Source organism: Traorella sp. mt218 (genome assembly GCF_055420025.1).
The window spans coordinates 156,672-180,514 of the sequence record NZ_JBVAYM010000003.1; the positions used below are offsets into that span (position 1 = coordinate 156,672).

The following is a 23,843-nucleotide window of genomic DNA, read 5'->3' on the forward strand; positions in this document are numbered from 1 at the left end:
ACTGCTGGTATTAAAAAAAAACAAGCATTTCTGCTTGCTCATCTTCACTTATTTTTTATCCAGCAATAATCCGATGCCATAAAGAAGGGCGGCATAGACCAGACACGGAACGATCGCAGCCAGAATCGTCTGGAATCCTAAGAACCACTGCTCCGACATATTCAATCCGTAATTATCACAATAAGCGGCAAAAGACTGATAGCTTGTAATTGCGCTCATGCCCATGTACAGCAATAATAAGGCCGCTAAGATATAAAAGATCATCGCTTTATTATTCTTTTCTGATTCATTTTGAAATTCATGATTTTGATTCATTTTGCATCTCCTTATTTTTTCTTGTCCAATTGTAATTCAACGACCCACTCATCGATCACGCTCTCAGATATTCCCAAATGATAGGTATCCAAATAATCCTTCTCCTTACCATTTTCAGCATAAAAAATACCCGGTGTCGTCAAAAATTCAGGAAAATACCGATGGATGATCGCAAGATTTTCCTGTTCGCCCGTCGCCTCTTCATCCAGGATTACGCGATATAATGTCACCTCGTGATCCTGAATATATTCACGAAATATTTCTTCAAACTGAGCGCAGTACATACAGTAGGTGGTTTCAAAAGAAACAACAAAGCTTTCCTGGGCAGCCATCATTTCTTCCATTTCATTCAACGAAATCTCAATGATTTCTCCTGATTCTCTGCTTCTTTCATACCCGTCACGGCTGCATCCGGCCATAAAAAGGATAGCGGCTATGATCATCATCGCTATTTTTTTCATTTTCTCACCCCACCGTAAGACTTTTTAAGTATAACACAAAATCTTATACGATGATATTTTTATTTGATTCTTCTTTTTTTCCATCTTCTATTCAAAATCAAACCTTCATTGATTCCAAGAAAATGATTCTGTATCCAAAATCATATGCAAATAAGCATTTCCCTATCTGCATACCCACCTGCCTTTCTAGCGGCGTGGTTCCACTGACACCTTCCCATCTCCTTCTTTTGCTTCTCTCTGTAGCGCAAGGCTTTGGCGAAATGTTCCATTGTCAGCTTATGATTTAATCTTTCACAGGATTCCATCCCTTCCCCATGTTCCCATCTTCCAGTGAATCGCATGACTGCCGGGTCCTGCTTTTTTTCTATCTGAACAGGCTTAAATACGGAGTCCTCTGACATTCCTCCAATGTCGCTTTCCCCAGATCCCTGATCACTTCTCTCCATTCCCTGTATTCATGATATTCCTTCGGTATCCTTCTCCCCTCCTTGCGATCACATACGCCGCACTGTGAGGCTCCCTTATAGGCACGATCGTAAAGACATTTATAGGCCTTATGAAGAACACGGTTATAGACTCTCAGATCATGAAGAACGATATTCTTCAGATCAGGGAATTCACGGTAATAGAAACGGTTGGAAAGAGAAAAGACTTTCATGATGTCTCCCTGATAGAAAAAAGAGTATTCACACAGATATTAATGACACATAATATCATAACATAAATCACACTTAACTTTTTTCATTCTCTTTCATTATCTTCCTGCCCATCAAAATTAAAATTTCCTAATATAAAAAAAGGATATCGGACCGATACCCTTTCTTTCATCTTTAATTATTCGCCATCATCATCTGACTTATGTGCATTCGCAATGATCTTTTCGGCAATATTAGCCGGAACAGGATCATAATGATCGAATACCTGCGTATATTTACCTCTTCCCTGGGTCATAGAACGCAGATCTGTCGGATATTTCATCATTTCTGCTAACGGTACAAGCGCATTGATGACCTGATGATCACCTTCCATGTCCATGCCCATGATCGTACCGCGACGTTTATTGAAATCACCGATGATCGTTCCTGTATATTCATCCGGGATCACGACCGTAGCACTTACGATCGGCTCCAATAAGATACAGCCGGCCTTTGGCATCGCATCTTTAAATGCCAGATGAGCTGCCAGCTTAAAGGCCATTTCACTTGAATCGACATCATGATATTTACCATCTTTCAGATTGGCTTTGACATTTACCATACGATAACCGGCAAGATAGCCCTTGGCCATACATTCTCTTAAGCCTGTTTCTACAGCTGGGAAATACTGTTTCGGTACCGCTCCGCCAAAAACAGTTTCTTCAAAGACCATATCTTCGCTGTCCGGATTTGGCGAGAATTCCACAAATACATGTCCGAACTGTCCATGTCCACCGGATTGCTTCTTATGACGTCCTTCACCGATAACCGTCTTTCTGATCGTTTCATGATACGGAACTTTAGGTGTTGTCAAATTGACCTCTACTTTATATTTCGATTTCATCTTATTGACGATCACATCAATGTGCTGGTCACCTACACCGTACAGAATATTTTCTTTGGTTTCTTTATTGTTCACCAAACGTGTCGTCGGATCTTCTTCACACATCCTATTCAACGCATTCGATAATTTGTCATCATCATTTTTAGATTTTGGCCATACCGCAACCCCCAACATCGGCTCTGAGAACTTGATCTCATCAACGACATAGTGCTTGCCTTTTTCACACAGGGTATCATTGGTCTGCGTATATGCCAGCTTGGTCACAGCACCGATATCTCCTGTAAACAGCTTTCCTACGGCCGTCTGATGCTTACCCTTGATGATAAAGATCTGTGAAATCTTTTCCATCTTATCCTTTTTCGGATTATAGAGTGTCGTATCACTGCTTAAGACACCGCTGCGTACCTTTAAAAAGCTGATTCTGCCAACAAACGGATCCACGATCGTTTTAAATACCTGCGCCGTCAGATCACCCTTTTCATCTGTCAGTAATTCTACCGGTTCATTGGTTTCAATATCTGTTACCGTTATCGTACCCTGTTCACCATACGTTGGGAAGTATTTATCGATCAGATCAAGCAAACGCTCGATACCTGTCATATTGATCGCACTTCCTGAGAACACCGGACGGATTTCACCGTTGCGTACACCTAAGCGTACACCGCGTGTCAGCTCAGCTTCGGTAAATGGTTCTCCGGAGAAGAATTTCTCCATCAGATCATCATCACCCATAGCAATCGCTTCAGCAATCTGATTTTTATAATCGGCAACGACTTCCTTCATATTATCCGGAACTTCATAACTCTTATTGCGATCTGCCTTATCGCCCTTAAAATACCATGCCTTATCACGAAGGATATTGATCGAACCAATCACTTCATCATTTTCAAGGATCGGTACTTCAAAAGGAATGACGCTCTTTCCGAAAGCTTCACGCAAGCTCTCATAAGCCTTATCGAAAGATGCATGCTCTTCATCCACTTTATTCACAAAGAAGATCGTTGGCAGCTTCTTTTCCATGGCTACTTCCCATGCCCGCTGCGTGCCCGACTGAACACCTTCCTTGGCACCTACGACGATCAGGATATTGTCACCGGCAGCACAGCCGCTTTCCATTTCACCGACAAAATCCAAATAACCCGGCGTATCAATGAAATTGATCTTGGTATCCTTCCATTCAATCGGAACGATCGAAGTATAAACTGATAATCCTCTTCGAATTTCTTCAGGATCATAATCAATGATCGAGCTTCCTTCACTTGTTTTTCCAAAGCGATCGGTCGCCTTCGTAAAATGAAGCATTGCTTCCAAAACAGCAGTTTTACCGGCACCGCTGTGTCCTAATACCGTTACGTTACGTACTTCATGTGCTAAATAATCTCTCATAAGGGCACCTCTATTTCAAAATCGGCTTTAATTCAGCCAGACAATGTTCTCTTACATAATGAATCGCTTTATTGCCATCCTGATCGCTCATTTCCTTATCTGCCCCATGCTCCAGCAGATAATTTACAAGCTCCGTATATCCGCCATAAGCTGCACGCATCAACGCCGTGCATCCGCGCTTATCCTGCATGTTCACATCAGCACCTGCTTCGACCAGCTGACGGATCACATCAAATTTAAATGCCAGACATGCTTCCATCAAAGGCGTTCTTCCTTCATTATCCTGCGTATTGATCTCAGCACCTGCTTTCAACAGCTCATCAATGACCCGGTCCATGCCCTGAAAGGCTGCTCGCTGAAGTGCTGTTCTTCCTTTATTATCCGCTACATTGACATCTGCACCCGCTTCAATTAACTTCTTACAGATCGTCTTATGACCCTTTTTAGCCGCTCCCATCAACGCTGTCTTGCCACGGGAATCCAGAAGATTGACATCCGCTCCGTTATCAACGAGCAAACGAACGATATCCTTATATCCGCGCTTTGCGCTTCTCATCAGGGCCGTTCTTCCTTCACCGTTTTGATAATTGACATCGACGCCTTGCTTGATCTGGGCTGCAACCACCGTAACATCACCGTTTGCACATGCATCCCAAAATGTTTTGTTGAATTGATCCATATTATGTTCCTCCTTCCAGATCAAATGAAGAGATAAAAAAAGCGAACGCACACAAACGCTCGCTAAAAACTCACAAAACCCCGCAAGGAACCCCATGAATCAATCTGTCGCTGATTTGTACACCAACTGTCTTCATGGTCCTCACTCCTCTTCCTTATGACTCTATTGTAAACACTTCATCTGAAAAATGCAAGCGTTTACACCTCTTTTTTTGATGAAAATTTCTTACATCTTAGAAAAGAGCCTTTTTAAGATATTTTCCGTTTCATGCTCATCTTCAAAAGTCAGCACAATACCGAAATTCGTAATTCCTTTTTGACGATAATCATCCAAACGATCGATCTTATCAAAGGTATCACTATGATAAACCTTCAAATGACATTCTTCATCACCCACAAGCCGATAAGATTTATTTTTCTGATCTTTAAGATAATATTGATACTTATGACACTGCTGACAATGCTTATCAGTATGAAGCTGGCTTTTGATCAGACAGTTTTCAAGCACCATATTTTCAACACGTCCATAGACCTCGATCTCAAAATTACCGGGATGATGTGCCAGCCTTTGATAATCCATTACCAGTCTTTCAATATCATCATCTCTGCATTCATATGAAAGAGAAATACATTTTATTCCTTCCTGGAATAAGACATAGGCACTATATGCATTCATACAATTCATATACGGACTCGCCATATCACCCTTTTCCAAACCTCCGATATCATGAATCAAACCCGCCTGTGAATAAGGATGATGCATGACACGCAGATAATCACGATGAACATGGCTGTTTTCATTTCTAAGCTTTTCAAACAAACCGGAATCAGCCACATAAATTTCACATGGATATTGTTTTGCGATGTCATATTGCTGTCTGCTGGCAACACTGACACGGATTTGATGGGTCCTTTCCACTTTGATTTCATCATAAGGCTTTTTTACGACATCTTCTTTTTTTACTGCCATGCGTCGCTGCATCAACTCATCACATGCCCGCCGGCGACATTCATTAAGTTCAGAAATCGGAAATGTAACCCCCTCATCAATATCAATGTTAATATTACTGCATATGAAAGGTGTATTTCCTAACTTCTTTAGCTGTGCTTCGATACGCTCACGGCTTAAAGGTGTTTTTAATGCCTTCTCTGCCCTTCCTTCACTTATGATATTAACATCATGAACACCGTCATGCATGACCATGGAAAAAGGTTCATGCAGCTTCAAACGAGCTTCGATCGTAACTTCTATCTTACGCACCGGCAGCTTTTTTAATTCTTCCAGCTGCTTTGCATCACTGGTCTTCATGACAATATCACCGATTTTGCACTTTACCCTTTGCAGCTCGATCGTTTCATGGACAGCAGAAGATACAAGCTTACCATTTTTATAGATATAATTAACAATAAAGCCCTGATCCTCTTTCTCATTCACGATCCGTATCCCATCATGCTGATGCAGTTCTTTCTCAAGAGCAATGCTCATTTTATTCCCACTAAAACCAACGACTCTGCCGATACGTACTCCCTGATGGTTCGGACGAAGCGTGCTCATCACGGCCATACCTTCCTGCTTATCCAAATAACCGCTGGTAAAACCACGATTAAAGATTTTTTTCATCTCTTCTGCGACCGTTTCATTCACATGAAATGGCTGACCCGCATAATAGCTGTCAATGGCCTTACGATAAATGCGGCACATACAGGCAACATATTCCGGACGCTTCATCCTTCCTTCGATCTTGAAAGAAGAAACCCCGCATTCTATCAGCTTCGGAATCAGGGATAAGGCATTGAGATCCTTCATCGACAAAAGATATTTTCCTTCTGTCTTGACCTTTTCTTCTTTGCCATCAGCCATCCGGTATAACGTATAAGGCAAACGGCAGCTTTGGGCACATTCACCGCGATTGGCACTGCGATGACCAATGCTGCGGCTCATATGACACTCCCCGGAATAGCTGACACAATAAGCACCTTGCACGAACACTTCAATTTCAATTCCCTGCTGACACATCTTCGCAATTTCATCCAGCGGTGTTTCCCTTGCGACGACACAGCGCTCGATGTGCCATTTCTTGCACTGCTCGATCCCCATCTGATTATGAACATGCATCTGGGTAGACGCATGAATGGTTAAAGAAGGAAATTCATGCTGGATGATCGTCATGATTCCCAGATCCTGTACGATGATTGCATCGACTCCCATCGCTTCAAGTTCTTTAAGATAATCGCGACACTGATCCAATTCATCATCATGAATCAGCGTATTCAGCGTGACATGAACCTTTACACCATATAGATGAGCCAGGGAAACGGCCTTTTTCATTTCTTCAAGCGTAAAATTAGCAGCATTGGCACGTGCACCATACAGCTCTCCCGCTAAAAAGATCGCATCCGCCCCATTATATAACGCCGCTTCAAAAGCCTCATAGCTTCCTGCGGGACATAACAGCTCCACCTTTGTCATACTTTTCTCCTTTTTGCTTGTGACCAGATACGCGTCATACTGGAAACAAGAATACAGCCGATCGCAATACAGCAGGCCTGAATGATCGTTTCTACGCCCAATACGATCGCGCCATCAATATTATCCGAAATCACTTCCAGCATCGTATAATACATGCCCCCTCCCGGCACCAAAGGAATGATGGCACAAAGCAAAAATGTCGTGACCGGACATTTTAACAGACGGGCAAAAATCTCAGATAATAATGATACGATGATGCTTGCGATAAATAAGCTTAACCCTTCACCATTGCCAAAGTACAGAGAGGCATAATAAACGACACCACCGATACCGCCAATAAACGCCGCCGTAAACAGTTTATCTCCCTTAACATTAAATAAGATCGCAAAACCCAATGAGGCCAATATGGCACCCAAACCATTCAACATATCAATATCCTCCTAAAAGCGTAAACACAAGTCCGCTTCCTAAAGCAATCGCCACAGCCACAAACAGGGCTTCTGCCGTTCTCGCCAGACCGCTCACAAGATCACCGCTGACCGTATCCCGGATGGCATTGGTGATCGCCAATCCCGGTACCAGCAGCATGATCACCGATATGATCAGCGTATCAATCGAATGACAGACTCCCAGCTTGGAAGCAATGATGGCACACAGGGTCGTAAACGCCCCGCCAATGAGATATTTAAAGAAAGAATTGAAATCGATCCGGTCCATCTGGATCATCAGTAACTTTAAAAGCATACCGATAACTGCGGCACATAAAGCATCCTTCAAAGTCCCCTTAAAAAAGAATGCAAAGCCTAAAGTACAAACAGCCGCTCCCAAAACCATGATCCAATTACGATATACTCTTTCCTGATTGATCTTCTCAAGCCGAAAGCAAAATTCCTCCAGCGACATGCTGCTATCAAGAATGCTTCTTGAAAGGTCATTTACCTTATCGATCTTGCTCAGATCCACACTTTTGATCTGCGTACGCTTGATATTATGACAAAGCTCACCATGAATCGAAAAAGAAATCAACAGCATCGTTGGTGTCGCATATGCGTCCACCACCTCTGCCCCATATGCAAAACAGATACGTTTCATCGTATCTTCTACCCGATATGTTTCCGCGCCGCTTTCCAAAAGAATTTCTCCCGCTTTTGTAGCCGCCCGTGCCAACTGATTGCAATCCATCATCATCACCCATTTGATTATACATAACTTTTGAAATGAAAAAAAGGGCAAATTCAAAGAAATCCATTTCTTCATCATTGTCATTTGCCCATCATTTTAATGTCTATTTCATAAATTCCGATATCATTTTAACGCGAAAATCGTTCATAAACTTTTCAATGAAATAAATCTATTCTTCCTTCATGATCTTACTGATCTTCTTTCTTTGTAATTGCCGCAAAGAATAAACCAATACAAGTGTATAAATCACAAAGACACCGATTGGCAGCATTTTTAAAAGACTCACGCTTTCTTCACCTAAGATATCAATATACGCCGGTGAAAGAAGGCTTGTCACAATAAAATCAAGGATCAGCAAAGGATATAAAAGACAGATCTTTTCAAGAAGATACTGCGTGCGTATAAACGCTAAAGGCATCTGCTGGCTGATCAAAACAGCAAAAGGCTTACCATAATATTTCGTTTCTTTATAAGTAAAGACGACCACAAAAACAGCCAATAAGGCAATAACGATATAAACAAGACCGCTGAAAAGATAAGTATAGATCTTCTGCTCACTCTCTCTGCGTGCCCGCTCGTCATAAAGAGGATTACTGATCGTGACACCCGAAAGATCCTTGGCATAATTATAGGCATATGAAATGATGCTGCGGCTTGCATAGCCTTGATAACAAGTTCCCCTGATTTCAAGATGACCCTTCATCGTACCGCCTTCCTGAAGTTCAATACTTCCTAAATAATCAATAAAATCATCCAGATCATAATAAATATTCATCGCTGCCGTATCTTCTTCATAAACAATGCCACTGATGCCCATTTCAACTTCTTCCGTATAAGGAGCCACAGAATAAGTCAAAGGTAAGACCGTATTCTGCCAGTCTTTGATACCCAAACGTTCCAAAGCATTCTGATTCAAGATCACATTCAGGTCATGCGACAAATCTCCTTCAATTGTAAGTTCTTCATCGTGATCCACATATGGATATATATTTACCTGATATTCAACACCATCAATGACCATATTTTTAAACTTAACGATCTTATCACTTTTAATAATATTTAATGCATATAGATTCTCTTTATTCTCTGTTTCTATATAAAGCATTTCCGCATTCACCGTTTTCTCGGTATCAGGAATATAAAACATCTTTTGCTTGACTACTAAAAGCGTCTGTGCTGCCACTAAAAGAAAGATAACCGCAACACTAAATAAAGTATTTTTCTTTCTCATGATTAAATGAAGCAGTTTGCGGCCTTTTTTCTTGCTCAATGTACATTCTTTTTCATCACTGAAATTTAAAGAACCCTGATATTCATTCTTGCTGACAAGCTTATGGTCTTTAAATTCAAAAATCTGATCCGCATAAGTTTCAACCATTTCTTTCTGATGAGAAGCCATGATGATGATATGATCTTTAGAATATTCTTTTAAAATATCCATCACGATATACTTATTCTCAACATCCAATGATTCTGTCGGTTCATCACAACAAATGATCTTTGGATTTGCCAATAAGGCTCTGGCAATACCGACACGCTGTTTTTGCCCACCACTCAGCTCATGTGGATAGCGTTCAATCAGATCATCGAGCTTCAGCTTTTTAAGCAGTTCCATCCCTTTCTTTTCATCCAACTCCCTGTTTAGAAAGATATTGTCATATACATTTAACTCATCGATCAGCTCATAATTCTGAAAAATCATCATCACAGAAGCATCAATTTCAACTTCACCTGAATCAAAACGATCATACCCCGCTAAAATATTCAATAAGGTTGATTTTCCACATCCCGATTCTCCCCAGATCACATATAAACCACAAGAAGTGATACACAGATCTGCCTGATCCAAAATAATATTATTTCCAAACGCTTTCGACGCATGTTTGATACGAATCATCATCTCACTCCTTTGACCGAGCCTTTCTATATCTAAGAATCATCAAAGCTATCTGAAGCAGAAGCAATAAAATAATCCCCATAAAAATAAGATTCATCTGCATATTATAGCTATCAGACAAGGCCTTCCATTCAGTATCCGATAAATACCAATGAACCCATTCCTGAATACCAAATAAACTATTCATACCTGAAAAACAGGCATATAAAGCAAATACGGTTATCGGTAACGATATATAATATTTTACTTTCTTAAATAAACATCCCGCCACCAAAACAACAACGATCAGCAATAAAGCATAATAAGTACCTAAATCAAAACGATTCAAAATATCCGCAACTGCCTGTTGTACCTCACTCATTTACTCACCTCATTTTCCTTTTAAACATAAGACACTCCAAGATTCCAACAATCACACCAACACTCACCAAAGCCATCAGAAGCATACCTATATCCATGGTCAAAAATGGCTGATAAAAGTTCTCCTCGGCAATCGCATTGATCTTCTCGCACGCCTGATTCCCCAGCATCACTACCAGCAGGAATGAAACGGCTAATAAGCATCCATTACGCATCAGACTTTCCGATACCGATGAATACCCATAGGTTCTCATGATCTCCCCTTCCTTTTTCATCCTCTTTCTCTTGAATAAATAGAATACAAACAGGATTCCTAATAGAAGGATCAGTATTACTGCCCCATAGATCATAAAGCTTGACGGTGAACGATAGAAGACTACATCATTTCCTAATCCCTTTCCCTGAAATACAGTAATACTTGCACTGTCCTTATGCAGGCTCCTGTCAATCTTTTCGGCCACTGCTTCATAGTCACTTCCAGGTTCCAGCAAAAAACGTACATAATAGAAATACAATTCACTGTCATCCACTACAAAATGACGTAAAACCGGATTATTCCCATAACCGTTATGAAAGAACACCATCTTCATATAATCATTCTCAACACTGCTGATTCCACTGATCTTTACTTCCAATAAGTCAGCTAAGGGTATTTCATTAGGCTGATAACCAATAATCTCCGGTGAATCCCAATACACATTTTTTACTCCCTGCAATCCCAGCTTCATGACCTGCCCGATCATTTCTTCATAAGATTTATATCCTTCCATTTCCATGAGCATATCCGCCACATTTCTGCTTAGAAGCACTTCATTTTCTTCCTTAGGATAGCTTCCATACATCAATGGCAATTCCTCATGATCATTGACTAAATCAAACACCTGTATTTCATAGGAAGGAAAGTTTAAATATTCATCAAAATCCCATAGCTGTTCTTCATCCGTGATGATATAAGGTGTTTCACTTGGAATATTCCCCATAATAAAGGGCTTATGACCTTCGTTTGGAAATACTAATTTTTCAAAAATATTGCTATCTGTTTCCCACAAGATATATGCCAATCTTGGATCGATTTCATACTCATAACTATAATAACTCTCCACTGCCATAATTTCCGGATTCTTTTTAATTACTTCCTGAATATCTTCATATAAATAAAATTGATCCTTTTCTGTTATCGGATATCTGCCTGTATATCCATAAAGAAAATTGTATGAAATTTTTTCCCATTTATCCAGTACAGATACTATCAGATTCTCTGCATTCTTAAAAACACTCATATAATCATCTTGACTCTTAACATTCAAATAAAAATTACACATCACAAATACAGAAAAAATACATAAAGTGAATAATATTATGGTTCCTAACGTATCCGCCATTCTTGAGTGAAGATTATGTAACGATAGCCATAAGGTTTCTTTTTCGCTTTTATGATGGATCTCTTTTCCTTGCTTGCTTTTCTCATGATCTCTGATCACTTCATCGCTGATGACCACTCCCTGCTCCATGCGTATGATGCGGTCGGCATATTTCTCTGCCAGCGCGATATCATGGGTCACAAAGAGTATCTGAACGTCTTCTGATATTTTCTTCAATTCTTCCATCAGAAGCATCACATTCTCATGATCTAAGGCTGCTGTCGGTTCATCACATAACAGAAGTCCCGGCTGATGAAGCAATGCTCTTATGAATTGTACCCGTTTCTTCTGTCCATTGGATAACTTCTTCACTTTCTTGTTTTTATGTTCTTCCAGTTGGAATTCTTTCAGATAATGATGAATCATTTCCCTGTCCTGACTGACAAGAAAAAGATTTTCCCATACGCTCATTTCTTCAAAAAGATGAAAATCCTGTGTCAGATAATCAAAATGAGGAACATCCAGAAGCTCTCCTTCATAGCTTTCCCTGCCGCTGATGATTTCTAAAAGCGTAGTCTTGCCACACCCACTGGGTCCCAACAGCATAATGATGCCGTTATGATTTAGATCTAATGTGATACCTTTGAGTGCTTCGACATTATCTTTTTTATTATGATAGACTTTTCTTATATTGATGAGCTTCATAATTTCCCCTTTCTATAAAATTCTCAGTATGATATCTAATATGAATAGCTTAGTGTTGGATAATATCCATGGCAATCAATTTTATATAAATATACGACAAATTTATCCGTCTGTTCTCTGCATTGTTTACACATATATTGGACAATAACCGGTTTTTGATATTTTAAATCTTCTCCATATGGATAATGCATACATTCAATATCATCTTCAATTTCCCATGCACCATCATTATTTGCATTGATTAAAATCATCTCTATCCCACAATCCGGACATTCTTCACGGTGTGATAATATTTTCGCATTCACCAGATTTCCACTATATATCACATTATCTTTTTCATTCATGACAAGAGAAATACCTACGATAAATGAAACGATCAACACTAAAGTTAAGAGAATTTTTTTCATAAGGATCCTCCCTCCACTATTTCTTTTTTATGATTCTATTTCGATTCATGAAGACTTCAATCAAATTAACAATCACACCAACACCCACCAAAGCCATCAGAAGCATACCTATATCCATGGTCAAAAATGGCTGATAAAAGTTCTCCTCGGCAATCGCATTGATCTTCTCGCACGCCTGATTCCCCAGCATCACTACCAGCAGGAATGAAATCATTAATAAGCATCCATTACGCATCAGACTTTCCGATACCGATGAATACCCATGGGTTCTCATGATCTCACTTTCTTTTCTCATCCTCTTTCTCTTGAATAAATAGAATACAAACAGGATTCCTAACAGAAGGATCAGTATTACTGCCCCATAGATCATAAAGCTTGACGGCGAACGATAGAAAACTACATCATTTCCTAAGCCCTTTCCCTGAAATACAGTAATACTTGCACTGTCCTTATACAGGCTCTTATTGATCTTTTCGGCCACTGCTTCATAGTCACTTCCAGGTTCCAGCAAAAAGCGTACATAATAGAAATACAATTCACTGTCATTCACTACAAAATGACGTAAAACCGGATTATTCCCATAACCGTTATGAAAGAACACCATATTCATATAATCATTCTCAACACTGCTGATTCCGCTGATCTTTACCTCCAATAAGTCAGCGAAAGGAAGTGCATCATAACCAATAGCTTCAGGCATAAACGTATACCCATTTTTTACTCCCTGCAATCCCAGCTTCATGGTCTGTCCGATCATTTCTTCATAAGACTCATATCCTTCCATTTCCATGAGCATATCCGCCACATTTCTGCTTAGAAGCACTTCATTTCCTTCCTTAGGATAGCTTCCATACATCAATGGCAGTTCTTCGTGATCATTGACTAAATCAAACACCTGTATTTCATAGGAAGGAAAGTTTAAATATTCATCAAAATTCCATAGCTGTTCTTCATCTGTGATGATATAAGGTGTTTCATATGGGTGATTTCCAAAAACTCTTGTATATTCAGGATACTCTTCATTTTCATTAACCAGTTTTTCAAAAATTTTACTATCCGTTTCCCACAAGATATACTCTAGACCTGAATCTATTTCATATTTATAGCTATAATAACTTTCTACAGCCATAATTTCCGGATTTTCTTCAATCACTTTTTGAATGTCTTTATATTGATACAATTGATTAAATTCACTTAATAAATATTTTTTTGTATAACCTGAATACGTTTCCCCGGTATTTTTTATTTCTCTGTCCGGTACAGATACTATCAAATTTTTCGCATTCTTAAAAGCACTCATGTAATCATCTTGACTCTTGACATTCAAATAAAAATTACACATCACGAATACAGAAAAAATACATAAAGTGAATAATATTATGGTTCCTAACGTATCCGCTATTCTTGAGTGAAGATTATGCAACGATAGCCATAAGGTTTCTTTTTCGCTTTTATGATGGATCTCTTTTCCTTGCTTGCTTTTCTCATGATCTCTGATCATTTCATCGCTGATGACCACTCCCTGTTCCATGCGTATGATGCGGTCGGCATATTTCTCTGCCAAGGCAATGTCATGGGTCACAAAGAGTATCTGAACGTCTTCTGATATTTTCTTCAATTCTTCCATCAGAAGTATCACATTCTCATGATCTAAGGCTGCTGTCGGTTCATCACATAACAGAAGTCCCGGCTGATGAAGCAATGCTCTTATGAATTGTATCCGTTTCTTCTGTCCATTGGATAACTTCTTCACTTTCTTGTTTTTATGTTCTTCCAGCTGGAATTCTTTCAGATAATGATGAATCATTTCCCTGTCCTGACTGACAAGAAAGAGATTTTCCCATACGCTCATTTCTTCAAAAAGATGAAAATCCTGTGTCAGATAATCAAAATGAGGAACATCCAGAAGCTCTCCTTCATAGCTCTCCCTGCCGCTGATGATTTCTAAAAGCGTAGTCTTGCCACACCCACTGGGTCCCAACAGCATGATGATGCCGTTATGATTTAGATCTAATGTGATACCTTTGAGTGCTTCGACATCATCTTTTTTATTATGATAGACTTTTCTTATATAGATGAGCTTCATAATTTCCCCTTTCATCTTTACCATTCGTTAATAAAACACAAAATTATCTGATTTTCTCAAATTCATATACGCTACTAAAATAAATAGCAGGACTTAAAGAGAGATTACCATTTTTAGTTTTTCGAAAAAAAGGTCCTTCACCTAATTGAGAAGTAAGATACCAATACTCCCCATCCTGCTGATAAATATAGCCGGATTGCATGATATCATCTTTAAAATAAGTGTAATATAAGTCACCACTAAAGATATATTTACCATTCTTTATACTTACTGACATCTCAGAATCATCACTGACATACTGGTACGTGCCATCAATATTACTAAAACCCGTATATCTGGTACCCAAATATACCGCAAATAATATACTCATTATAAATAGTAATTTCTTCACGATGATCATCCCCTTTCCCAAATCATTAAAATCTCATAAGATAATGTTTACACTTATATTGTAAGTGTTTTCAATCTTTTTGTAAATATGTAATCTGTCCCTAAATCACTTTAGCTAAAAAGAAAGAGTGAGACTCGCCCACCCATAAAACCTCATTTTTCAACTTTATGACAGATCGTGCTTTCGATAATGTAGTAGAATAAACATCCATATGAGGATACTTCCCATCAGCATGATTCCTAATCCCAATATAGGCATAATCACATCATTACCACTTTGATAATATGCATCGCCATTCAAAACATCTTTAAAATTTAAATAAGAGGTATATAAATATGGCGCATATTGAGGCAACATATATCCCAGCATAAATGGTAAAAATAAAACTGTGATACTGCCAACCAATGCTTTAATACTATCTTGAAGTAAATAAGAAAATAAAAAACCAATGATACTCATTAAAAGACATAAGATAATATCAAATACTAAGAATACTAAAAAGATATCTATCTGAGAAACAGCCATGAATATTCCTTGCTGATAAATCACATAAGGATATAAAGGATTGCCTATTCCTTTCATGAATATTAGAACAACCATAATGATCAGCACAGGTATAAAAATCAAAATCATATTGATTAAGAAAAGACTACTTACCTTTGCCAGCATAAATCGTGTTCTGGAATATGGAAGCATTGCCATCGTTTTAAAACTGTCTTCTTCCATTTCTTCACTGATGGAGAAACAGCCGCTCAATATGCAAATCAGAACAATCATAAAATACATCAAATTTTCATTATATTGTATAAAGCCATGAATAAGATCCATTCTTTCCTCCGGAATAAAATTTAAATCATTCTCTATTAAAGCTTCATATAAAATGATCGTTCTTTCATATTCAAAAAGTGTTTTTGTAGATTGTGCATAATCATGATTTAAAACCAGCTGAATCATATTTTGATTTAAGTCAATCACACTTTGATAACATTCCTTGGTATTAGGATCATTAATCGAACACAAATAAACTTCTCCATTCGCCATCAGTGCTTTATCAAAATCCTCAATATCATCATTTCCTTTCATTTTCGCTATATCTAACTCGCGCGAGATACTTCCTTCATTTACATTATATTCTCTTTGTATAACACCTAGATAATGATCTTCAATACTCATATTGTAGCCACAAAATGACACAAAAACAAGGATATGTAAAAGAAACAATACCCATATCAATGGTTTTTTCAAATAAATTTTTAATTCAACAAGAATAAGCCGCATCATAGAAATAACTCTCCATAAGCTTCTTCTAAATTTAATCCCTCCTTGCTTTCAACCAGCTCTCCTTCTTTGATAAAAATTGTACGATCACTGATCTTCTCAAGTTCTCCTAACATATGCGAAGAAATCAAAACAGCAATTTTCTTTTCTTTTGCTAATGTTATGATCTTTTTTCTAAATTCAATGATGCCACTATAATCTAGACCATTAGTCGGCTCATCCATTACCATGAATTTAGGATCACTCAACAGACACATGCCCAGCATCAAACGTTGTTTCATTCCCAATGAATATTTAGATACTTTCTTGTAGATATGATGATCCAAGCCCGTATATGCAATGATTTCATTCAATTCATCTTTACTCTTACGATATAAGATACGAATAATATCCAAATTGTCTTTTCCACTCAAATTCAAAAATAATCCCGGATGCTCAATCATAAAAGATACATGTGCCAATGCCTTTTCCCTATCTTTCTTCAGATCATAACCATCAATATAAATATGCCCGCTATCTGGTATCAAAAGATTACTCAAAAGCTTAAAAGTCGTGCTTTTTCCTGATCCATTTGGACCAATAAACGCTACGATCTCACCTTCATCGACATGAAAGCTGATATTTTTTATGATCGGCGTCTTTCCAAAACTCTTGCATAAATTTTCTACCCTTAATATCTCACTCATTTCAATAGATCCTTTCTTTTCAACGTCACATATGCCATAAGAATCAATACAACGATCGTCATCATTCCTACACCAAGCCCCATCATGATATCCATTTCTTTAAATACGTTATTATATGGTGTTAATGATGAAATAAGAAAAGGATGATTGGCACTCATAAAATAAACTCCATTACTTTCCGCAATAGTCAAAGGCATATAAAATGGAATCAAAGTGTAAACGAAATAAAATGGAATCAACAAATATGAATATTTCTGATATTTGACAATTTGTACAACTTCCCCTAATACATAAGGTAATCCTAATATCAATAATATTGAAACAATAAACAAAAATTTCTTATTACGTATATAAAGTGATAAAAATTGACATATTACGATACTGACCAATAAAGTAAACAGAGTCAACACAATTATAAATAAATTCAGTTGCCACTGGGTCCATACGCTATATTGATTCACTGCTTCATTACCACCACCATTTAAAAATGATGTAATAAGAACTACAAGACGCCATGAAGAATGAAAACCACTGAATATACCACAAATTAGATAAATTAGTATATCACTTATAAGTAGAATCACAGCTGAAACGATAAAAAGTGCAATGATTTTCGAAAGAAAGATTTGTATTTTAGGAAATGGCAATGCCCATACCTGCTTCTCACTTTCTTCCTTTTTTTCCTGATTCAGAGCCAGATATGACATAAATATACCTAAAAGAGGCACCAAAAGAACCTGATAGCTTGTTACATAGTCCATAAAATAATCACTCGCCTGTTTATACTCTTTTGGATAAACATGATGGACAAGATTATATGTATCTAAATCTTTTGGCTGTAAAGGGTAACGTCCATAGCTGTCACAAAGAACGAGTCCTTGACATTGTTCATTATGTTCACTGACTTCTCCCCAGCCTGTTGTTGTTCCTTGCATAAACATTGCAATTTGGGTATTCTCCCAATATGCTGCCTTTAACTGATTATAACGTTCAAAATCAAGGTTCATGACTGCGTCATAACGACCTAGCGTATTCCTTAAGATCATAATAAGCATCTCTGATTTCTTCCATGGTCATTTTTTTATCGATATGATAATTTTCAATCAATGACTCTATATTTGCCTCATCATCTGAGGAAGCACTATAAAAATAAGATCCGGTATAAATGTTTTGAGCTAAAATTTGAATACCTTCATTTTCATATCGTTGATTTGAAAGAAGAAGAAAACTCATAAAAATACTCAGAATTAAAACAGTTATTGCAATTGTTTTTATTTGAAATACTTTTTTCAATTCAGCATAAATCAGTCTTTTCATAAGTTTCCCTTTACTATAATTATTCTAAATAAGTGCAACTAATAGTCTTTAATGGCTACTATAAATGCTTCAATTTGATATGGATAAGGTCAAATATTGACTTTATCCTCTATTATCACCGGTTCCTTCATTCCTCTGTCCCCTTCTCTCTATTACATCTTCCTATCAGTTAAATACATTGTAATCGTTTTCATATATTTTGTAAATATTTAAATTTCATAAAATAATATCAACATCTTTCTTTATAAATTTAATTTTGAAGCTCTACTTTATGACACACTACTAATTCCTTTATAAGTAAATCCAATAATGTTACTTCATTTATAAAGTGGAGATAATAAATATGTAATGATAAATATAATACTGCACAGTAAATATATAAATTATTATCCTATTTTACTTATGAAAAAGATTATAAAAAAACCGTGATTGACTCACAGTTTATTCTTGATCAAGTCCCAGTTTATGTAAATGATCATCAATGCGTTTCATTTCATCGCTGGTTAATTGCCAATTAAAGGCATCCATATTTTCTTTTACATGGCGCATGCTGGTAACGCCGATCAATGCGCTGCTGACATAATCTTTCTGACATGTCCAGTTGATAGCTACTTGTGATACGGTTGCCTGATGAGCAGCTGCAATCTCATCTAAGATTTTCATCAGTTCCATGACCTTACTGAAAGTAGGTTCACTGAATCCTTTATAGAATGTATAACGGACGTCATGGGCCGGCCAGTTTGGAATCGTGCGATATTTTCCTGTTAATATACCGCCGCCCATCGAACCATAGGCCATGACATCGATACCATGTTCACTTGCCCATTCCATCGTTTCTTTATAACGCTGGTCGATCATGGAGAAAGGTGGCTGGATGACATCGACTTGTCCGTATTTTAATGCTTCCTTTAATAATGGCAGCTCTGTATTTGAAAGACCGATATAACGGATCTTACCCTGTTCCTTTAAGAAATTCAAGGCACACATCGTTTCTGCAATCGGTGTTGAAACATCCGGCCAATGTAAAAAGTAAAAGTCAACATAATCTGTTTTCATGTTTTTTAATGAGCCTGCCAATTCACGCATGACCGTACCAAAACGGGCATCACGATAAACGCCTCCTGTAAAGAGATCATTCTGTGTACCAAATTTCGTAGAGATAAGGATCTTGGAGCGGTCGACACTTTTCAACAATTCTCCCACTACTTTTTCACTTGTTCCATTACCATAGTTGGCAGCCGTATCGATCAGATTCACACCCTGATCAATTAATGCTTTCATGGCTTCTAAAGCTTCGCTGACACCGCCGTGTCCGCTCCATCTTGAATCATCCAATCCCCATGTGCCTAAGGCAAATTCACTTACATCAACATTTGCATTTTTATAGTGTTTATATCTCATAACTGACTCCTTTTTTATTCCTTATTTATTATAAAATCATGCTTATTGAGTGTCAAGAAGGCAAAGAAAAAGGTTCTTTCGAACCTATTTCAGGCAATTTAAGATTTCCTCTACCTTATTTGTCTTTTCCCACGGAACATCAAGATCATCTCTTCCAAAATGACCATAAGCAGCTAATTGACGATAGATCGGTCTTCTAAGATCCAGCGTATCAATGATGGCACTCGGTCTTAGATCAAAGACCTGATTGATGATTTCGATCAATTGTTCCTCACTGTATGTACTTGTACCAAAGGTATCGACATGAATGCTTAACGGATGAGCCACACCGATTGCATATGCCAATTGAATTTCTACTTTCTTTGCCAGCTTGGCTGCTACCAGATTCTTAGCGACCCAGCGTGCAGCATAGGCAGCGGAGCGATCCACCTTCGTTGGATCTTTTCCTGAGAAGGCACCACCACCATGACGAGCCATACCACCATAGGTATCAACGATGAGCTTTCTTCCTGTCAGACCGCTATCTCCCTGTGGACCTCCGATTACGAAACGACCCGTTGGATTTACATAGATCTTCGTATTTTCATCCATCAGCTCTGAAGGGATGATCTCATTGATGACATGATGAATGATATCTTCCCTGATCTGACTTAATTCAACGGCATCGGAATGCTGTGTTGAAATAACGACCGCTTCGATACGCTTGACCTCATCACCATCATATTCTACCGTTACCTGGCTCTTGCCATCCGGTCTTAAATAGCCCAACGTACCGTCTTTTCTTACTTTCGCCAGCTGTCTTGCCAGCTTATGGGCTAACATGATCGGCATCGGCATCAGTTCTTTTGTTTCATCACAGGCATAACCAAACATCATTCCCTGATCGCCGGCACCATTTTCATGATCATCACTTTCTCTTGTTTCCAGTGCAGCATGTACACCCATTGCGATATCACCGGACTGCTCATCAATCGCACTTAATACGGCACAGGTATTGCCGTCAAAACCATACTTGGCACGGTCATATCCGATCTCCAAAACTACATTTCGGGCAATCTTAGGAATATCTACATAACAGTTGGTCGTAATTTCACCCATGACCAGGACCATACCTGTCGTCGTACAGGTTTCACATGCCACCCTTGCCATTGGATCTTTTTCCAAGATCGCATCTAATACGGCATCACTGATGGCATCACTGATCTTATCCGGATGTCCTTCTGTTACCGATTCCGATGTGAAAAACTTTTTGCTCATTTCTTTACCTCCAGTTCGTTATAACATCTTTCTATCATTTCTATTTTCGCAAGATCTTCGCTGAAAGCCGTCGCACTGCCGCAGGCCATTGCCAGCTTAAAGGCTTCTTCATAGCTTGAACATTTCAAATATGCCGCTATAAAACCGGCTACCATGGAATCCCCACAGCCAACAGAAGAAATACACTCACCTTTCAATCCTTTGCTTTCAAATATACCACCATTTTCATCTGCCAGCACAGCGCCCTCTTTCCCTCTGGAAATCATGACATTGCGGGCACCCATTTCCTGAAGCTTTTTTGCGGCTGCGATCACTTCTTTTGTTGTCAACAGCGTTTCGTTTAAGATTTCTTCACATTCCGCAACATTCGGCTTGATCAGGAATGGATGATGTTTCAGCGTATTGACCAAAAGATCTTTTGTCGCATCAACGATACATAATACCCCTTTGGCACTCTGTACCGATAAGATCGTTTCATAAATATTATCATTCAGACACTTCGGAATACTTCCGGACAATATCAATACATCGTCTTTTCCTAACATATCCAGCTGATCATACAGCTGTTTCATATCTGCCCCGCCAATCAAAGGCCCTTCGCCATTGATCTCTGTTTCTGCTTTTCCTAACACTTTCACATTGATACGTGAAATTCCTTCTTCAAGTTCGATGAGTTTTTCATTCAGTCCAAACTGATAGATCATCCTGCGTATTTCATCACCGACAAAACCACCGCGAAATCCCAAGATCACTGAATCAAAACCAAGCTCATGAAGAATGCGTGACACATTGATGCCCTTGCCGCCTAAATGATAGCTTTCATGTGTGCTTCGATTCGTGTGGGAAAAGGTTAGATGGACAAGATTCATTTCATAATCAATGGAAGGATTAAATGTTAATGTATAGATCATATTCTCATTCCTTTTCTTACTCCTATACTCTACCACTTTTTTCATGATTCGTGTATAATAATCATGTTTTTTGGAGGTAAAAGATGTCTAAAATCATATTTATGGATATAGATGGTACTCTTTTGGACCATATTCGCTACCATCGCGTCTTAGATTCTACCATTGAGGCCATTCAAAAAGCAAGAGCCAATGGCCATAAAATCATCTTATGTACCGGAAGATCTAAAAGTAATGTCCTTGAAGGCATGCTTCCTTTTGAATCAGACGGACAAATTTATGGAGCCGGTGCCATGTTAGAAGCAAATGGCAAACTGTTATATCATATCTGTATTCCAAAAAAGGATCTATGTCTGCTCATTGATGATTTTATTCACTATCATTTTGGCTTTAAGCTTGAAGGTGAAGAGGAAAGTTTTGCCGATCCCTTTGTTTTTGAACGTCGAAATAGGGTCAAGAAAATAACCGGGGTACTTTCTTCAGAAGCCTTATTTCCAATGAATGACTTCCATTTGGAAAAGGCTCATATCAACAAGGCAACCCTTTATTATCAGTCAAAAGAAGATCTAAAAACTTTCCAGGAGAAATGGAAATCAAAATATACCTGTGTCGAACATGGCAAAAAAGACTATGATACTCATTTCATGTGTGAATTGCTCATCAACCATGTCAATAAAACAAGCGGTATCAAAAAAATGCTTGAACATTTTAATATGAGTCAAAAGGATACGATTGCTTTTGGTGACAGCATGAATGACCTTGATATGCTTCAGTTTGCCAATACCGGTATCTGTATGGGCAATGGCACTGAAAAGCTGAAAGAAGCAGCCGATATCGTCTGTGGACCTTCTTATGAAGACAGCATTTATGACATGTTTCAACAGTTAAATTTGATATAAAAGGAATTATTTCCTTGGAAATAGTCGAAACAGCACTTACTTTAAGGTACAGATCATCATGGTCAGATCAGCATAGCTTCCATCTTTCAATTTAAAGCCATGAACAATACGTCCACATTCTTCAAAGCCCTTTTTCTTATAAAGAGAAAGTGCTTTTTTATTATCAGAACGCACTTCTAATTCTATCTGTTCATAATCACACTTCTTTGCATACTCAATGATTTTTTCCATCAGCAAAGAGCCTAATCCACTACCCTGTACTTCTTTAAAAATCGCAATGCCTACACTGCTGCGATGTCTTAATTTTATTCGCTCACCGATACAGCTCAGCGATGCATTTCCGACAAGCCTGCCATCCATAAATGCTGAAACAAAACACTCTCTTTCATTTTTCTCGATGCTTTCGATCATCCTTTCTTCATCCTGAAGCGTTAGTACAAGTTCCTCCGGATAACGTACCAGATTATCACTTTCTTCGGCTGTTTTTTTCATATAGGCAATCAGCTGGCCTGCATCCTTTGATGTCGGACTTGCCAGCATGACTTCTTTTCCGTTTTTTAAGATATATTTTTTAGGTTCTATTTTCATACATCTTCACTCCTTTTTCTTATTATAAGGCAAAAGTAAAAGATGCGCTAGGGGAGGCGCATCTTTTACTAAATCATTATTTTTAAAGGGGATAGAATATGAATGAAAATAAATTAGGGGTTCTTTATTTTCAGCTGTACAAGTGTTTTCCTTGTACACCTATAATATATCCGAATCTTATCAGACAAATTTATTTAAACCATGTTAAATTATGTGATTTCTATTTTTTTCAAGCTATTCGATCTCTTATAAAATAATTTTAATGATTTTA

Annotated in this window: 24 protein-coding genes; 1 reads left to right on the plus strand and 23 read right to left on the minus strand. The window is 38.2% G+C overall.

Annotated elements, in window-relative coordinates; all coding sequences use genetic code 11:
* Positions 1-48 precede the first annotated feature (48 nt).
* The 22 genes from ACZYT3_RS02850 to pfkB form a co-directional block, all read right to left on the minus strand.
* Positions 49-315, minus strand: coding sequence for a hypothetical protein (locus tag ACZYT3_RS02850; RefSeq protein WP_294560970.1), 267 nt, complete (start codon positions 313-315; stop codon positions 49-51).
* Positions 316-326: 11 nt separating this feature from the next.
* Complete coding sequence (locus tag ACZYT3_RS02855; protein WP_464087608.1) at positions 327-776, minus strand: DUF6568 family protein; 450 nt, start codon at positions 774-776, stop codon at positions 327-329.
* A gap of 140 nt (positions 777-916) precedes the next feature.
* Complete coding sequence (locus tag ACZYT3_RS02860) at positions 917-1,081, minus strand: hypothetical protein (protein ID WP_464087609.1); 165 nt, start codon at positions 1,079-1,081, stop codon at positions 917-919.
* Positions 1,082-1,140: 59 nt separating this feature from the next.
* A complete protein-coding gene (locus ACZYT3_RS02865; RefSeq protein WP_464087610.1) occupies positions 1,141-1,434 on the minus strand; it encodes a hypothetical protein in 294 nt (97 codons plus the stop codon).
* Between the two features lie 176 nt (positions 1,435-1,610).
* On the minus strand, positions 1,611-3,701 hold the full coding sequence (locus ACZYT3_RS02870) for an elongation factor G (RefSeq protein ID WP_294561792.1): 2,091 nt from the start codon (positions 3,699-3,701) through the stop codon (positions 1,611-1,613).
* Positions 3,702-3,711: 10 nt separating this feature from the next.
* Positions 3,712-4,380: an ankyrin repeat domain-containing protein gene (locus tag ACZYT3_RS02875; protein ID WP_294561791.1), complete on the minus strand. Its 669-nt coding sequence runs from the start codon at positions 4,378-4,380 to the stop codon at positions 3,712-3,714.
* 225 nt (positions 4,381-4,605) lie between these two features.
* Entirely contained in the window at positions 4,606-6,849 is a 2,244-nt protein-coding gene (locus ACZYT3_RS02880) for a peptidase U32 family protein (protein WP_464087611.1), read from the minus strand.
* Entirely contained in the window at positions 6,846-7,277 is a 432-nt protein-coding gene (locus ACZYT3_RS02885) for a threonine/serine exporter family protein (RefSeq protein WP_464087612.1), read from the minus strand. The genes ACZYT3_RS02880 and ACZYT3_RS02885 overlap by 4 nt, the downstream gene beginning before the upstream one ends.
* 1 nt (position 7,278) lies before the next feature.
* Entirely contained in the window at positions 7,279-8,031 is a 753-nt protein-coding gene (locus ACZYT3_RS02890; RefSeq protein ID WP_464087613.1) for a threonine/serine exporter family protein, read from the minus strand.
* A 169-nt stretch (positions 8,032-8,200) separates the two neighbouring features.
* Positions 8,201-9,928, minus strand: a complete 1,728-nt coding sequence (locus ACZYT3_RS02895; protein ID WP_464087614.1) for an ATP-binding cassette domain-containing protein — start codon at positions 9,926-9,928, stop codon at positions 8,201-8,203.
* Positions 9,929-9,932: 4 nt separating this feature from the next.
* Complete coding sequence (locus ACZYT3_RS02900) at positions 9,933-10,289, minus strand: hypothetical protein (RefSeq protein WP_464087615.1); 357 nt, start codon at positions 10,287-10,289, stop codon at positions 9,933-9,935.
* A 4-nt stretch (positions 10,290-10,293) separates the two neighbouring features.
* Positions 10,294-12,354, minus strand: a complete 2,061-nt coding sequence (locus ACZYT3_RS02905) for an ABC transporter ATP-binding protein (protein WP_464087616.1) — start codon at positions 12,352-12,354, stop codon at positions 10,294-10,296.
* A 35-nt stretch (positions 12,355-12,389) separates the two neighbouring features.
* Entirely contained in the window at positions 12,390-12,761 is a 372-nt protein-coding gene (locus tag ACZYT3_RS02910; protein ID WP_464087617.1) for a hypothetical protein, read from the minus strand.
* A gap of 16 nt (positions 12,762-12,777) precedes the next feature.
* Positions 12,778-14,847, minus strand: a complete 2,070-nt coding sequence (locus tag ACZYT3_RS02915) for an ABC transporter ATP-binding protein (RefSeq protein WP_464087618.1) — start codon at positions 14,845-14,847, stop codon at positions 12,778-12,780.
* 43 nt (positions 14,848-14,890) lie between these two features.
* Positions 14,891-15,238, minus strand: a complete 348-nt coding sequence (locus ACZYT3_RS02920; protein WP_464087619.1) for a hypothetical protein — start codon at positions 15,236-15,238, stop codon at positions 14,891-14,893.
* A gap of 165 nt (positions 15,239-15,403) precedes the next feature.
* Positions 15,404-16,519 (minus strand): ABC transporter permease, encoded by a 1,116-nt coding sequence (locus tag ACZYT3_RS02925; RefSeq protein ID WP_464087620.1) that lies wholly within the window; start codon positions 16,517-16,519, stop codon positions 15,404-15,406.
* Positions 16,516-17,202: an ABC transporter ATP-binding protein gene (locus ACZYT3_RS02930; RefSeq protein WP_464087621.1), complete on the minus strand. Its 687-nt coding sequence runs from the start codon at positions 17,200-17,202 to the stop codon at positions 16,516-16,518. The genes ACZYT3_RS02925 and ACZYT3_RS02930 overlap by 4 nt, the downstream gene beginning before the upstream one ends.
* Positions 17,199-18,248, minus strand: coding sequence for an ABC transporter permease (locus ACZYT3_RS02935; protein ID WP_464087622.1), 1,050 nt, complete (start codon positions 18,246-18,248; stop codon positions 17,199-17,201). The genes ACZYT3_RS02930 and ACZYT3_RS02935 overlap by 4 nt, the downstream gene beginning before the upstream one ends.
* Positions 18,217-18,519, minus strand: a complete 303-nt coding sequence (locus tag ACZYT3_RS02940; protein ID WP_464087623.1) for a hypothetical protein — start codon at positions 18,517-18,519, stop codon at positions 18,217-18,219. The genes ACZYT3_RS02935 and ACZYT3_RS02940 overlap by 32 nt, the downstream gene beginning before the upstream one ends.
* Before the next feature lie 441 nt (positions 18,520-18,960).
* Positions 18,961-19,920 (minus strand): aldo/keto reductase, encoded by a 960-nt coding sequence (locus ACZYT3_RS02945; RefSeq protein WP_464087624.1) that lies wholly within the window; start codon positions 19,918-19,920, stop codon positions 18,961-18,963.
* Between the two features lie 84 nt (positions 19,921-20,004).
* Complete coding sequence (gene metK, locus ACZYT3_RS02950; protein WP_464087625.1) at positions 20,005-21,177, minus strand: methionine adenosyltransferase; 1,173 nt, start codon at positions 21,175-21,177, stop codon at positions 20,005-20,007.
* Positions 21,174-22,088, minus strand: a complete 915-nt coding sequence (pfkB, locus tag ACZYT3_RS02955) for a 1-phosphofructokinase (RefSeq protein ID WP_464087626.1) — start codon at positions 22,086-22,088, stop codon at positions 21,174-21,176. The genes metK and pfkB overlap by 4 nt, the downstream gene beginning before the upstream one ends.
* Positions 22,089-22,171: 83 nt before the next feature.
* On the opposite strand from pfkB, the gene ACZYT3_RS02960 reads away from it, so the two are divergent.
* Positions 22,172-22,984, plus strand: a complete 813-nt coding sequence (locus ACZYT3_RS02960) for an HAD family hydrolase (protein WP_464087627.1) — start codon at positions 22,172-22,174, stop codon at positions 22,982-22,984.
* Between the two features lie 36 nt (positions 22,985-23,020).
* Here ACZYT3_RS02960 and ACZYT3_RS02965 read toward each other — a convergent pair whose 3' ends face one another.
* On the minus strand, positions 23,021-23,572 hold the full coding sequence (locus ACZYT3_RS02965; protein WP_464087628.1) for an N-acetyltransferase family protein: 552 nt from the start codon (positions 23,570-23,572) through the stop codon (positions 23,021-23,023).
* Positions 23,573-23,843: the final 271 nt, after the last annotated feature.